Origin of the sequence: Pseudaminobacter soli (ex Li et al. 2025) (assembly GCF_029892515.1) — a bacterium.
Taxonomy (GTDB): domain Bacteria; phylum Pseudomonadota; class Alphaproteobacteria; order Rhizobiales; family Rhizobiaceae; genus Pseudaminobacter; species Pseudaminobacter soli_A.
In genome coordinates, this window is the sequence record NZ_JARXVF010000005.1 from 188,186 (window position 1) to 201,121 (window position 12,936).

The 12,936-nt window shown below is 64.6% G+C and carries 12 protein-coding genes; 3 read left to right on the top strand and 9 right to left on the bottom strand.

Annotated features, from left to right (window positions below):
- Positions 1 to 69 precede the first annotated feature (69 nt).
- The 3 genes from M2281_RS20480 to M2281_RS20490 are packed head-to-tail and all read left to right on the top strand — an operon-like array spanning position 70 to position 3,137.
- Positions 70 to 1,134, top strand: a complete 1,065-nt coding sequence (locus tag M2281_RS20480; RefSeq protein ID WP_280823032.1) for an ABC transporter ATP-binding protein — start codon at positions 70 to 72, stop codon at positions 1,132 to 1,134.
- The gene (locus tag M2281_RS20485; RefSeq protein ID WP_280823033.1) at positions 1,131 to 2,318 is read left to right on the top strand and encodes an ABC transporter permease; all 1,188 of its coding nucleotides are present in this window, start codon (positions 1,131 to 1,133) and stop codon (positions 2,316 to 2,318) included. Before M2281_RS20480 ends, M2281_RS20485 begins: the two co-directional genes overlap by 4 nt.
- 3 nt (positions 2,319 to 2,321) lie before the next feature.
- Positions 2,322 to 3,137 carry an ABC transporter permease gene (locus M2281_RS20490; RefSeq protein ID WP_280823034.1) on the top strand — a complete coding sequence of 272 codons (816 nt, stop codon included), beginning with the start codon at positions 2,322 to 2,324 and terminating at the stop codon, positions 3,135 to 3,137.
- Between the two features lie 33 nt (positions 3,138 to 3,170).
- On the opposite strand, the gene M2281_RS20495 is transcribed toward M2281_RS20490, so the two are convergent.
- From M2281_RS20495 to M2281_RS20535, 9 genes are all read right to left on the bottom strand, one after another.
- Positions 3,171 to 4,010: an aldo/keto reductase gene (locus M2281_RS20495; RefSeq protein ID WP_280823035.1), complete on the bottom strand. Its 840-nt coding sequence runs from the start codon at positions 4,008 to 4,010 to the stop codon at positions 3,171 to 3,173.
- 119 nt (positions 4,011 to 4,129) lie between these two features.
- Positions 4,130 to 6,154 (bottom strand): beta-N-acetylhexosaminidase, encoded by a 2,025-nt coding sequence (locus M2281_RS20500; protein WP_280823036.1) that lies wholly within the window; start codon positions 6,152 to 6,154, stop codon positions 4,130 to 4,132.
- 60 nt (positions 6,155 to 6,214) lie between these two features.
- Positions 6,215 to 6,700, bottom strand: coding sequence for a GNAT family N-acetyltransferase (locus tag M2281_RS20505; RefSeq protein ID WP_280823037.1), 486 nt, complete (start codon positions 6,698 to 6,700; stop codon positions 6,215 to 6,217).
- A gap of 17 nt (positions 6,701 to 6,717) precedes the next feature.
- The gene (locus M2281_RS20510; RefSeq protein WP_280823038.1) at positions 6,718 to 7,659 is read right to left on the bottom strand and encodes an ABC transporter ATP-binding protein; all 942 of its coding nucleotides are present in this window, start codon (positions 7,657 to 7,659) and stop codon (positions 6,718 to 6,720) included.
- Positions 7,656 to 8,459: an ABC transporter ATP-binding protein gene (locus M2281_RS20515; protein ID WP_280823039.1), complete on the bottom strand. Its 804-nt coding sequence runs from the start codon at positions 8,457 to 8,459 to the stop codon at positions 7,656 to 7,658. Before M2281_RS20515 ends, M2281_RS20510 begins: the two co-directional genes overlap by 4 nt.
- Positions 8,456 to 9,358 (bottom strand): ABC transporter permease, encoded by a 903-nt coding sequence (locus M2281_RS20520; RefSeq protein WP_280823040.1) that lies wholly within the window; start codon positions 9,356 to 9,358, stop codon positions 8,456 to 8,458. Before M2281_RS20520 ends, M2281_RS20515 begins: the two co-directional genes overlap by 4 nt.
- The gene (locus M2281_RS20525) at positions 9,355 to 10,338 is read right to left on the bottom strand and encodes an ABC transporter permease (protein ID WP_280823041.1); all 984 of its coding nucleotides are present in this window, start codon (positions 10,336 to 10,338) and stop codon (positions 9,355 to 9,357) included. Before M2281_RS20525 ends, M2281_RS20520 begins: the two co-directional genes overlap by 4 nt.
- A gap of 31 nt (positions 10,339 to 10,369) precedes the next feature.
- A complete protein-coding gene (locus tag M2281_RS20530; protein ID WP_280823219.1) occupies positions 10,370 to 12,004 on the bottom strand; it encodes an ABC transporter substrate-binding protein in 1,635 nt (544 codons plus the stop codon).
- Positions 12,005 to 12,422: 418 nt separating this feature from the next.
- Complete coding sequence (locus tag M2281_RS20535; protein WP_280823042.1) at positions 12,423 to 12,857, bottom strand: hypothetical protein; 435 nt, start codon at positions 12,855 to 12,857, stop codon at positions 12,423 to 12,425.
- Positions 12,858 to 12,936 lie beyond the last annotated feature (79 nt).

The following is a 12,936-nucleotide window of genomic DNA, read 5'->3' on the forward strand; positions in this document are numbered from 1 at the left end:
TCGGCGGGATGGTTCCTTGGGGTATTTTCCGGTCTGCGCCGGAAAGGCAGTGCCTGAAGTGAGGGAAATTTGTCGGCTTTCATTACTCTCGACCGCATCTCCAAGGCCTTCGGTCAGCTCAAGGTCGTCGATGAACTGGACCTCGAAATCGAGAAGGGCGAATTCGTAAGCCTGCTCGGGCCCTCCGGCTCGGGCAAGACGACGATCCTGATGATGCTCGCGGGCTTCATTGAACCGACGGGCGGCGAAATCAGGCTCGAAGGCAAGCGCATCGACCACCTGCCGGCCCATCGCCGCAACATGGGCGTGGTGTTCCAGAACTACGCGCTGTTTCCGCATATGACGGTCGCCGAGAACGTCGCCTTCCCGCTGATGATGCGCGGTGTTTCCAAAGCCGAGGCCGCCGAGCGTGTCGGCCGCGCCATAGACATGGTCAAGCTCGGCCATATCAAGGACCGCAAGCCAGCGCAGCTTTCAGGCGGCCAGCAGCAGCGCGTGGCGCTGACGCGCGCGCTGGTGTTCGAGCCGAGCGTGGTGCTGATGGACGAGCCGCTTGGCGCGCTCGACAAGCAGTTGCGCGAGCATATGCAGTTCGAGTTGCGCGAGCTGCATCGCCGTCTCGGACTGACCATCGTTTTCGTCACCCACGACCAGGGCGAGGCGTTGACGATGTCGAACCGCATTGCCGTGTTCAATGCCGGCCGGATCGAGCAGCTGGCTTCGCCGGAGGCGATATATGATCGGCCCAATACGCGCTTCGTTGCCGAATTCATCGGCGAGACAAACCTCTTTGCCGGCAAGGTGGAAGCCTGCGAAGGCCAGAAAGCCAGGATTAAGCTCGAGAACGGACCTATCGTCGAAGCGAGCATCCCCACCGATTTTGCCGCGGGAAACGCCGCTCTCGTCAGCGTACGGCCAGAGCGCGTAAGGCTGGCCGAACAGGCCGGCGCCGACAACGCTATCCAGGTCAAGGTTCTGGACACAGTCTACCAGGGCGACCATCTGCGCGTGCGCCTCGCCGGCAGCGGCATCGACCTGGTCGCCAAGCTGGAGCGCAAGGCGCGCCCCTGGCCAGTGGGCGCCGATGCCTTCGCCACCTTCGAGCCCGACGAATGCACGGTGATCCGGCCATGATGTCGTCGGCCCTACGCGCACGACTGGCGGCACTGGGGCTGATCGCCCCGCTGGTGGCCTTTCTGGTCGTGTTCTTCTTCTGGCCGTTGGCGACAATGATGATGGCCTCGGTGACCGACGGCACGGTGCGCGGCGTAATGCCCGAGACAGCCGTCGCCTTGTCCGCTTGGGATGGAAACAGCCCGCCGAGCCCGGAAATGCAGCAGGCTCTGGTCTCGGATTTGCGCAAGCCGGTCGACCAGCTTGCCTTTGGCGACGCGGTGCGACGGCTGAACAGCGAGCTTTCCGGCTTCCGCTCGCTGATGTCGCACACGACGAGCGCCGTCAGGGATTCGCAAGAAGGCCAGGCGCTCGATCTCGCCACGATCGACCCGCGGTGGGGCGAGCCAAAATATTGGCTGGCGATGAAGCACGCCATGCCGCTCTACACCGACCGCTACCTGCTGGCCGCCGCCGACCTCGAACGCGACGGCGCCGGCAATATCGCGGCCGTCGATGCCGGCGCCTCGGCCAACCGCCAGATCATGCTGCGCACCTTCCTGATTGCAGCGACCGTGACCGTCCTGTGCGCCCTGATCGGCCTTCCCTATGCGCTGATTGCGGCTTCCGCCACGGGCTGGGTGCGCGCGGCGCTGCTGATTGCGGTGCTGCTGCCTCTCTGGACGTCGCTTCTGGTGCGCACCGCTGCCTGGTTCATCCTGCTGCAGAACGAGGGGCTCATCAACGAGGCGCTCAAGGCCATTGGCCTGATCAGCGCACCGCTGCCGTTGATCTTCAACCGCACCGGCGTCGTCATCGCCATGACGCATGTGCTCCTGCCCTTCATGGTGCTGCCGATCTACAGCGGGCTCCTGACCATACCGGCCAACCTGATGCCGGCGGCAGCCTCGCTCGGCGCCTCGCGGCTCAAGGCATTCCGGCACGTGCTACTGCCGCTGGCCTTCCCCGGCCTGATGTCGGGCTCGCTGCTCGTCTTCATGGTGGCGCTGGGCTACTACATCACGCCCGCGCTCGTCGGCGGCCCGAACGACCAGATGATCAGCTCGGTCATTGCCTTCTTCGCCACCGGAACGGCGAACTGGGGCATGGCGGGCGCGCTCGGCCTGATCCTGCTCGCCGTCACCACTGTGCTCTATCTCGTCTACGGGCGGCTGTCGCGGTCGCCGACCATGGTGGGGACCTGACCGATGGCCGGAAAGACCAGCCCGGCACTGCGCATCGCCCAGATCGTCTTCGGGCTTGCCGTGGTGTTCTTCCTCCTGGCGCCGATCATCGCGATCCTCCCGCTCGCCTTCAATTCGAGCGTGTTCCTGAACTATCCGATCGAGACCTTTTCCTCGCGCTGGTTCGGCGAGCTGCAAACCAACGAGGTGTGGCGCCGTTCGATCGTCAACAGCCTGATGATCGGCTCGGGCGCGACCATCGTCGCCACGGTGCTTGGCACGCTCGCAGCACTCGGCCTGCGCAGCAGCCATCTGCCTTTTGCCAATGCCATCCGCACCACATTCCTGATGCCAATGGTGGTGCCGGCCGTGGTACTCGGCGTCGGCATGCAGATGCTCTATGGCCGGCTCGGGCTTGCCAACTCCTATCTCGGCGTCATCGTCGCCCATGCCGTGCTGTGCATCCCCTTCGTCATCGTCAGCGTGTCGGGTTCGTTGAACGCCATGGATCCATGGCTGGAGCGCGCGGCGAGCAGCCTCGGCGCTACCCCACTCGACGTGTTCCGGCGGGTGACGCTGCCGATCATCATGCCCGGCATGCTGACGGGTGCGGTGTTTGCCTTCGCCACCTCGCTCGACGAGGTGGTGCTGACACTGTTCGTGGCCGGGCCGAACCAGCGCACGCTGGCGCGGCAGATGTTTGCCAGTATCCGCGAAAATATCAGTCCCGCGGTGGCGGCCGCCGCCTTCCTGATGATCGTCGGCACGCTTTGCGTTGCGGGCCTTGTGGGCTTCATGCGCTGGCAGCGCCAGCGTGCCTTGCGACTGCAGCCGACCTGAAGGGCGGCGGAGTGATTGGTGGCCTTTGCCCGATCAAAGCATCGGCAGGCTGCCGGGCCATCGGCCGCGCGGAAACGCCTTGTCGATGCGATCGACTTCCGAAGCGCACAGCTTGATGTCGCCCGCGCCCGCGTTCTCGATCGCATGACCAACGGTCGAGGCTTTGGGGATGGCGACGACAGACGCCTCGCGCGTCAGGAATGCCAGCGCCACCTGGCGCGGCGTTGCGCCATGCGCCTGGCCGATCTCGGCAAGCATCTGCCCGCCTGCCGATGCGTCGGCCGGAAATTCGCCATGGCCGAAGGGGCTGTAGGCCACCACCGTCACGCCATGCGCGGCGCACCAGGGCAATACGCCATGCTCTATGACGCGCTCGCGCAGATGATAGAGCACCTGGTTGCAGGCGATCCTGCCCTCCCCCGCAACCGAAAGTGCCTCGTCGAGATCGTCGACGTCGAAATTGCTGACGCCCCAGGACAGGATCTTGCCGGCTCGGCGCAGTTCCTCGAATGCGCGAAAGGTCTCTTCCAGGGGATAACGGCCGCGCCAGTGCAGCAGGTAGCAATCCAGCCGGTCGGTGCCGAGCCGCAGCAGCGAGCGCTCGCAGGCCGCGAGCGTGCCGGCATAGGAAGCGTTGCCCGGCAGGACCTTGGAGACGACGAACACCTCCTCGCGGCGGCCGGCAATCGCATCCCCAACCAACAGCTCGGCGTCACCATACATTTCCGCCGTGTCGATATGGGTCATGCCAAGATCGATCCCACCGCGCAGCGCCGCGACAGCCGCCTTGCGATCACCCTCATCGATGTACCAGGTACCCTGGCCGATCCGCGAAACGGTCAGGCCGGTACGCCCGAATGGATGCTGCAGCATGGCGACCTCCCGTCCGGCCGACTCGTTACCGATCCATCTTAGGGCGCGAAGAGCGAAAGTGGATATAGCCCGCACCGGCATTTTCGGGCAGGTGCGAACCGGAGCGTCGGGAGGCGGCCTCAAGCCGTTGCCGTGATCCCGTAGAGGATTGGCATCAGACCGACCAAAGCCCTAAAACGTTCCCACGACTTGCGCTCGGGCTTGGTCCACCCGGTCTCGGCCAGCGCCGAGATGCGCGGGAACACCAGGCGGTCGAACACGCCGCGATCGGTCATCGGCTCCGACCAGATGCAGCACTGCACGCCGAGGAAATGGCGCTTCTGCTCGTCAGTCCAGCCCTTGACCGGGTCGAACTCATAGAGCGTTTCCGGCTCGGACCAGCCGGCCCAGGCAGCACCCGGCTCGGACCAGGCCGGGCTGTTGGCCATGTCGAGATAGTAGACCTGACCGGGGCATACGACGATGTCGTAGCCCTGGCCGGCAAGTGCTGCCGACACTTCCACCGAGCGCCAGCCATTGAGGTAGCACCTTTCCTTGTCGATGACGTTGCCATGCGCGGCCTCTTCCCAGCCACCGGTGATGCAGCCGCGCGAGGCGAGGAATGTCTGTATCCGCTTCAGGAACTCAGCCTGCAGCACCGCCGCACCCGAGCCCTCGATCTCGTCGGCCCCGTGATGGTTGGTCACCACGTTGAGGCGTCTTGCATGCGCAGTCGCGACTTCCGCGCCGGCCATATCGCCAAGTCTCGCCAACGCTTCTGGCGAGCCGGACCAGGCGCCCAGCGGCACCTCGTCGGCCCCGACATGGATGCGCTTGAACGGGAACAGCTCGATCACCTCGTCAAGGATGGTTTCGAGCACGCGGTAGGTCACCTCGCGCGCCGGGTTGAGGCAGTTGTTGGGAAAACCCTGCACGGAGAAATAAAGGCCGTGCTCGGCCGGATCGCGCAGCTCGGGCATCGCGTGCAGCATGGCGTAGCTATGGCCGGGCACGTCGATCTCCGGGATCACCTCGATGCCGAGGCGGCCCGCCAGCGCAACGATCTCGCGGATCGCGGCCTTGGTGTAGTAGCCGCCGGTGCGCTGCGGGCCCGAGCCGAGCAGCGGCGGCAGCGGCAGGCCGTGGCCGCGCCAGGCGCCGATGTGGGTGAGTTCCGGATAGGCGTCGATCTCGATGCGCCAGGCCTCGTCGTCGGACAGGTGCCAATGGAAGCGGTTGAGCTTGTTCCAGGCGAGAATTTTCAGGAAGCGGCTGATCTCGGCGTTGCCGTAGAACTGCCGCGCCACGTCGAGATGCGTGCCACGCCAGCCGAGTGACGGCTCATCCCTGATCTCGCCCTCGGCCGGGAAGACGAACGTTTCGGGATGATGCCGCGCGCCGCGTAGGATCTGGCCAAGCGTGATCAGGCCGTGGAGCAGGCCGGTTCGGGTGCCGGCAGTCACCGCCACGCGGTCGGCGGCGAAGCGGATGGCATAAGCCTCGGCCCCAAAGCCTTCGGCGATGGACAGCGAAACCGGCAGGCCGCCCTCGGCTTCCGGCCGCACGATGCCTTCCACGGGGAACAGATCATCGACCAACTCGCCGAAAGCTTTTGCGGCAGCTTCGGCCTCGACGCCTTCGGGTCGGAGCGCGAGGCCTGCCGGCACCGAGACACTGCCCGAGACTGAGATGCTGTTCGGCCACGGCACGATGGCAACGGGCACCGGAGCAGCCACCGGCACGGGATAGATTTCGGCCCCACGCTTCAGCGGCGCATTATCGCCCTTGGCCTTGGTCGCCGCCACAGCCACCGGCAGCGTCGTGCCGTCGGCCAAAGCGACATAGGCGGTGTTGGCGCCGTCGGTCCAATGGCGCAGCGGATACGAAAGCCCATGCGCGGTTACCGTCCAGGAGGCGCCGGGTTCCAGCACAAAACCGTCCGGCGGCGAAAGCTCGGAATGGTTGGAAAGCCGCGCAGTCAGGCTGCCGCCCTCCATCACTGCTTCGGGGTCGATGCGCGCGGGGCCGCTGACGCAGAGCTTGAACCCTTTAAGCGGCGTGGACGAGTGGTTGGTCAGCGTCAGCGAATAGGCAAGGCTTTCGCCAGCGGCGGCGGGCGTCCAATGGGTCTGCAAGCGCAAGGCGGATTTCGTCTGGATGGTCATGGCGAACTTTCAGTCAGACAAGCGTTCGGATCGTGAATTTTCGGCCCGGCGAGGAACTGGCTATTCTTCAGCCGAGGATAACTTCAGCAGGCCGGCATAGATGCCGGGCTCGGAATTGGGGATCTGCGTTGCGCCCACGGTGCGCTCGTAGAAAGCGGACGGGCCAACATCGCCGATGATGGCGTAGCCATAGCCCATGGTTTTGAGATCGAGCAGCGAGGCAAGCAGCAGCGCATGCCCGATGCCAAGCCCCCGCACGGTCTTGTCGACGCCGGTCGGGCCGAAGAAGCCGCGTGCGATCGATTCATGGCAGGCAAAGCCGACCAGCCTTTCGTCGCGCGTGGCGAGGAAGCAGGTCGGCGGCTGGCGCATGAAGGAAACCGCCGTCTCGCTCGACCAGCCAGAGCCGAAGGTCTTTCGTACCCAGCCGGTGACCAGTTCGAGTTCAGGCGCCAGCGCCCGGCGGATCGTCACGCCGGCCTTGCGCATGCGCTCGTCCAGTTCGGGTTCAGGCTTCAGAAGGGAAAGATTGACGAGATAATCCATGCTGGCCTTGCTGCTTTTCAGGATGCGCCAAGGGCGCGGATGAAATGGTTGGGACCGACCTGCTCGATCTTGTCGGAGGCGGGACGACTGATGCGCCGAACCTCCTCGGCGTGGTTCAGGAAGCGGGCGCTGTCGCCCGGCACGAAAGGTCTGTCGGGGTCCGGCACCGCCGAGAGCAGGAGCTTGGTGTAGGGGTGCCGCGCGTTGCGGATGACAGTTTCGGTGCTGCCCCATTCCACCATCTGGCCCGCGAACATCACGATCACCTCCTCGGCCACATGGGCCGCCGTGGCGATGTCGTGGGTGATATAGAGCAGCGCCAGCTGCCGCTCGCGCTTGATCCTCGACAACAGCTCCAGAATGCCCCGCCGTATCGACACGTCCAGCATCGAGGTCGGCTCGTCCGCCACCAGTACATCCGGACGCACGGCCAGGGCGCGCGCGATGTTGACGCGCTGGCGCTGGCCGCCGGACAGCTCGTGCGGGAACTTGTGCGCCGTTACCGCCGGGTCGAGCCCGACCCAACCGAGCAGGTCGGCAACGCCCCGCTCCTGCTCCGTCTTGTTTCCGGCGTGGCCGTGCAGCTTCAGCGGACGCGCCAGATGGTGCCGGATCGAGAACACCGGGTTCAGCGAAGCGAACGGGTCCTGGAACACCATCTGCACCGCGCGGCGGTAGGCAGCCTCGGCTGCCTTTTCGCCCGGATGGGTGATGTCGCGACCGCGGAAATGCATGCTGCCGGCGGTCGGCTGGTCCATGCGCGCGATGATGCGGGCGCAGGTGGTCTTGCCGCAGCCGGATTCGCCGACAAGCGCAAGCGCGCGGCCCGGTCTCAGCGCCAGCGAAATGCCGCGCAGCGCGTGCACCGCGCCGAAGCTGCGCTCGATGCCGTCGAGGCGCACCACCGGTTCGGCAAGCGCGGCCGCGTTTTCCAAGAAGAGTGCCGACGGCGCGTTCATGCGGCAGCCCCATGGCCGGGCAGTTGCGGGATCGCACCCCAAAGCTTGCGCGTATATTCATGTGAGGGCGCGCGGCTGACCTGGCGCACGTCGCCCACCTCGACCAACTCGCCCTTCAGCATCACGCCGATGCGGTGGCAGAGCTGCGCCATCAGATGCAGGTCGTGGGTGATGAACAGCACCGAGAAGCCGTGGCTGCGCTGCAGGTCGATGACCTGCTCGAGGATTTCGCGCTGCACCACCACGTCGAGCGCAGTCGTCGGCTCGTCCATGATGATGAGTTCCGGCTGCAAGGCCAGGCAGATGGCGATGACGATGCGCTGCCGCATACCGCCCGAGAACTGATGGGGATAGTTGTCCAGCCTGGAGGTCGGGATACCGACCAGCCTGAACATCTCCTCGGCCCGCGCCCGCGACTGCGCCCTGGTGGCCCCGGTATGGCGATACAGAACGTCGTGGAACTGCGCCTCGACCCGCATCAGGGGATTGAGCGAATTCATCGCGCTCTGGAACACCATGCCGATGCGCCGCCAGCGCACCTTCTGCAAGGCCGCCTCCGGCAACTTCAAAAGGTCCTGCCCATCGAGCAGCACCTCGCCGCCTGCCACCCAGGCCGGCGGTTTGGACAGACGCGTGATCGCATAGGCGATCGTACTCTTTCCGCAACCGGATTCGCCTGCGAGCCCGAACAACTCGCCGCGGCCTATGTCGAAGGACACGTTCTTGACTGCGCGAAAGGCGCCGTCGTCGAGCAGGTAGTCGACGCAGAGGTCGCGGATCTGAAGCAGCGGAGCGCTCATCGTGCAGCCTCCAGTTCGCGGGCGCGCAGGCGGTTGAGGCGCAGCCAGCGCGACAGCGCCGGGCCCGAACGCAGCTGCGGATTGGCGATCTCGTCGAAGGTGAAGTTGAGCAGCGCCAGCCCCAGTCCCACCAGCGCGATGCCGATGGCCGGCGTGCCGATGTCCCACCACGCGCCGATGATGATCGCCGAGGAGTTCTGCGCATTGTAGAGCATGGTGCCCCAGGTGACGTTGAGCGGGTCGCCGAAGCCGAGATATTCCAGCGTGGTCTGCGCAACGATGGCGTAGATGATCGAGCCGACGAGGTTGATGCCGATCAGCGGCACGAGGTTGGGCAGGATCTCCACGAAGATGACGCGCCAGGACGGCTCGCCCACCATGCGCGCGGCCACCACGAACTCGCGGTTCTTGAGCGCCAATGTCTGCGAGCGCGTCATGCGCGCGCCCCACGGCCAGGATGTCAGCGCGATGATGGCCATGATCGCCACCGGCCCGACTGTGCCGGCAAAGGAGGCGAGCAGGATGAGCAAGGGTATGTTGGGGATCACCAGCACCGCATTGGTGATGAGGTCGAGCGTGGCATCGGTGCGGCCGCCGAAATAGCCGGCTACGAGCCCGATCGCAGTGCCCAGCGCGGTGATCGCCAGCCCCGTGACGAAGCCGACCGTCAGCGACGGACGCGCGCCCCAGACGAACTGCGAATAGACGTCGCGGCCCATCTTGGTCGTGCCGAAATAGTGCTCGACGGTCGGCGGCTGATGCGAGCGGCCGACGCGCGCGCTCGGATCGCCGGGCGCAAGCAGCGGCGCAAACAGCGCCATCAGGCACAGCGCCGCGACGATGACAAAGCCGGCGACGGCTTTCTTCTGGCGCAGGAACAGCTTGAAGCTCGAGTTCATGCCCGCCCCTCCTTCAGTCGCGGATCGACAACGCCGTAGAGGATATCGACCAGGAGATTGGCGCCCAGCGTCGCCATGGTCATCAAAAGCAGCTGGCCCTGGATGACCGGATAGTCGCGCGCCACGCTCGCCGTGAACAAGGTGAGCCCGAGGCCCGGATAGTTGAAGACGATTTCGGTGACGATCGAACCGCCGAAGACCGCGCCCAGCATCAGCGCCAGGTTGGTCATCACAGGCAGCATGGCGTTGCGCGCCGCATAGCCAAACATCACGGCAGTGTCGCTCAGCCCCTTGGCGCGGCCCATGGTGACATAGTCCTCGCCCAGCACCGAGATCATCGAGGATCGCATCGTCGTCTGGAACTCGCCGATCATGAAGGGCGACAGGGTCAGGACGGGCATGATGGCATGCCAGAACACGCTGCCGAAGAAAGTGAAGTTGAAGCCCGGATCGAGCGACGGGTCATAGGCGTAACCGACCGGGAACCAGCGCAGCGTCACGCCGAAGACGAACAGCGTCGCCAGCGCGATGATGACCGGCGGCACCGCGATCATGATGACGGAGAAAGGTGAGACGAAAGCGTCGAAACGTCCGCCGCGCCTCCAGGCTGCCACTGCGCCGAGCGATACCCCCAAGCAGAGGGACACCAGGACCGCCGTCAGCACCAGGAAGGCGGTCCAGCCGGCCGAGCGGCCCAGCACCTCGGTCACGGTCTGCGGGTAGTACTTGACCGAGACGCCGAGATCGAAGGTCGCGAGCCCCTTCAGATAGTCGACGAATTGCAGCCATATCGGCTGCCCCACCGCACCGAAGCGCGCCTTGATCGCTTCGATGGCGGCGGGCGTCGCGCGTGGCCCGAGTTGGGCGATCATCCCGTCCACCGGGCTCCCCGGCATAAGCCGGGGAACGGTGAAGTTCATCACGATGGCAAACAGGAAGGCAGCGAGGTAGACCCCGAGCCGTCGAAGAGGTATCCGCATCGCCGCAATCCCGTTGCTGCTCTCCTTTCGCTTATTCCACCGGCTTTAGGCGCAGCAGATGCAGCAGCCGCGCGCGGTTGTTGTCGTGATTTTCGGGGTTCATCGCCTGGTCGTCCTTGGTGACCCAGCCGGTGAAGCGCTTGGTGGAGTACTGGTACCAGGTCGGCCCGTTGAACACCGGCACCACCGGGAAGTCGGTGGCGATGATCATCTGCACCTGATCGAACAGCTTCTTGCGCTCTTCGTCTGTGGTCGCCTTGCGGTAATCGTCGAAGACCTTGTCCAGTTCGGGGTTGGAGTAGCGCGATGGCGCGGTGGTCAGGCGTCCGCCGAATGCCGTCGACAGCGACTGGTAATAGCCGCGGAACGGCGTCGGCCCGTCGGCGCGCGAGTACATCACGGCATCGAAGGAGCCATCAAGGACCTGCTTCTGCCACTGCTCGAATTCCGGCGTCGCCACCGAGGCGTTGATGCCGATCTTGCGCAGGCCCTCGGTCGCAATCTGTACGGTATCGATCCAGTCGGTCCAGCCGTTCGGCACCATGATGGAGAAGGAGATCGGCTTGCCGCTCGGCGTGGTGCGGAAGCCGTCGGCGCCCTTCTTGTAGCCGGCATCCTCAAGCACCTTGTCGGCCTTGTCGATGTCGTAGGCCATCCACACGTCCTTGTCGCCTTCGGCGGCCTTGTTGCGCCAGGAGTCGAAGCGCGGCGGCAGGCCCGAGGCGTGCAGGTTGACCTCCGGATAACCGAAGCCGGCAATGTCGACCATCGACGTACGATCCATGGCGAGGCTAAAGGCATGGCGGAAATTGATGTCCGCAAATGCCTCGGCATTGCCGGGATTGGTCGTCTTGAAGTTCATCTGCATGGCGACCGTCTCTGCCGGCGGCTGCCAGTAGCCGTTATGCTCGGCATCGAGCGCGACATAGGTTTTTTCGATCTGCGGCAGGAACGAGCCGATCCAGTCCATCGAGCCTTCCGGCAGCAGCGCCAGCATCTGGTCGTTGCCGGAAATCTGCGGCAGCTTCAGGCAGTCGACCTTAAGCGAGGCGGCGTCCCAATAGTTGGGGTTGCGGCACTGCTCGTAGACCTGCGGCGTGAAGCGGCGGATCTCGGTCATCGGGCCGGAACCGACCGGCTTCTCGTTCTTGAAGGCAACCGGGTCCTCGACATCCTTCCAGATATGCTCGGGAACGATCGGGAAGTCGGCCAGCGATTCCGGGAAATGAGTGTCGACGTCCTTGAGGTTGATCTTGACCTCGGTCGGCGACGGCGTCTCGACGGAGGCGACGCTCTCGCCGACGCCGACGATGTCGACCGCCGGGTTCTTCAGCATCAAATCGAGCGTATATTTCATATCCGCCGAGGTGAGCGGCTCACCGTCCGACCATTTCACGCCGTCGCGCAGCGTGTAGGTAATCGACTTGAGGTCGCCGGAGAATTTGTAGCCGGTCGCCAGCCGGTAGACCGGCTTGCCGCCATCATAGTCGTTGTAGATGACCAGCGGCTCATAGATGAAATCCATCGTGCTCTGGCGGCGCCCGCCAAGGTCGAACGGATTGAAGTTCTGCACCCAGCTGGTCTGCTCCTCGATGTGCATCGAAAGCACGGCCTCCGCGGAGGCAGGGCTGGCGCCGAACGAAAGCCCGGCGGCGAGCGAAAGCATGGCAAAAGCCGCGCCGGAAAGCAGGGCGCGCCGCGAAAGACGAGACGCAATAATACGGCCCAACGGCCGCAGAGCAGGCATTGTCTGCGAAGCAAGCATGGTGTGGTTCCCCTTGTTGTAAATTGACCTCCCCGCTCTGGCCGGCGAATAAGATAAATCAATTTGATTTATTCTTAGGGGCGAACGTTTTCTGCGTCAATCCGCCACGGTATATCCTAAGGTTGAATGCCCGGTCCGTCGACAAGGACCGGGAGCGCTTGCCTTGCAAGGAGTGGGCGATCTCGGCGGCCTCGCCCCGTAATGCTCGGTGCGTGCAAGCGCTCGTCGGCGCGCTGATCGTGACCACCTTTGTCGGCCAGTGCCCGCCGTTCGATCACCGGCAGCCGAAGCAACCGATGGGCAGAGCCCGCTAGCCCGATCAACCAGTGCTAACCTTGTCTTGAGGCGTACCCGATGGCGGCCACGCCGCGCTGAATCCGCCATAGGTCAGAAGGGCACCGATGACGAGCGTGACCAACTCATAGAGATCGAAGTATCTGGTGTAGTGAAGCATGTCGGATATGGCCGACACCTCCGGTGGCAGCGCTAGCAGCAGCACGCCACGGATCACGAACAACCAGCCGATAATGGTGACGACGACCGGCAGGACGCCCCCCGACCAGACGTTGTGGGCAAGCACGATGGCCAGGCCGCATGCAAGCGCGATCATGCCCATCAGCAGCATCAGCAAGCGGTCGTGCATGAGTTGCCCGATGATCTCGATGGCCGCCGGCCTTTGCACATAGATTGCAACGGCGAAAATCAGGAAAAACAGCCCGAGCAAGCGGCTCAGATAAATTGTAAGGCGTGACATCCCAGCCTCCCACGCAAGATCGCCAACCGCTTGATACTATACTCCTTTATGCCCGGAGTGGCAGACAAAGCGTCATGGC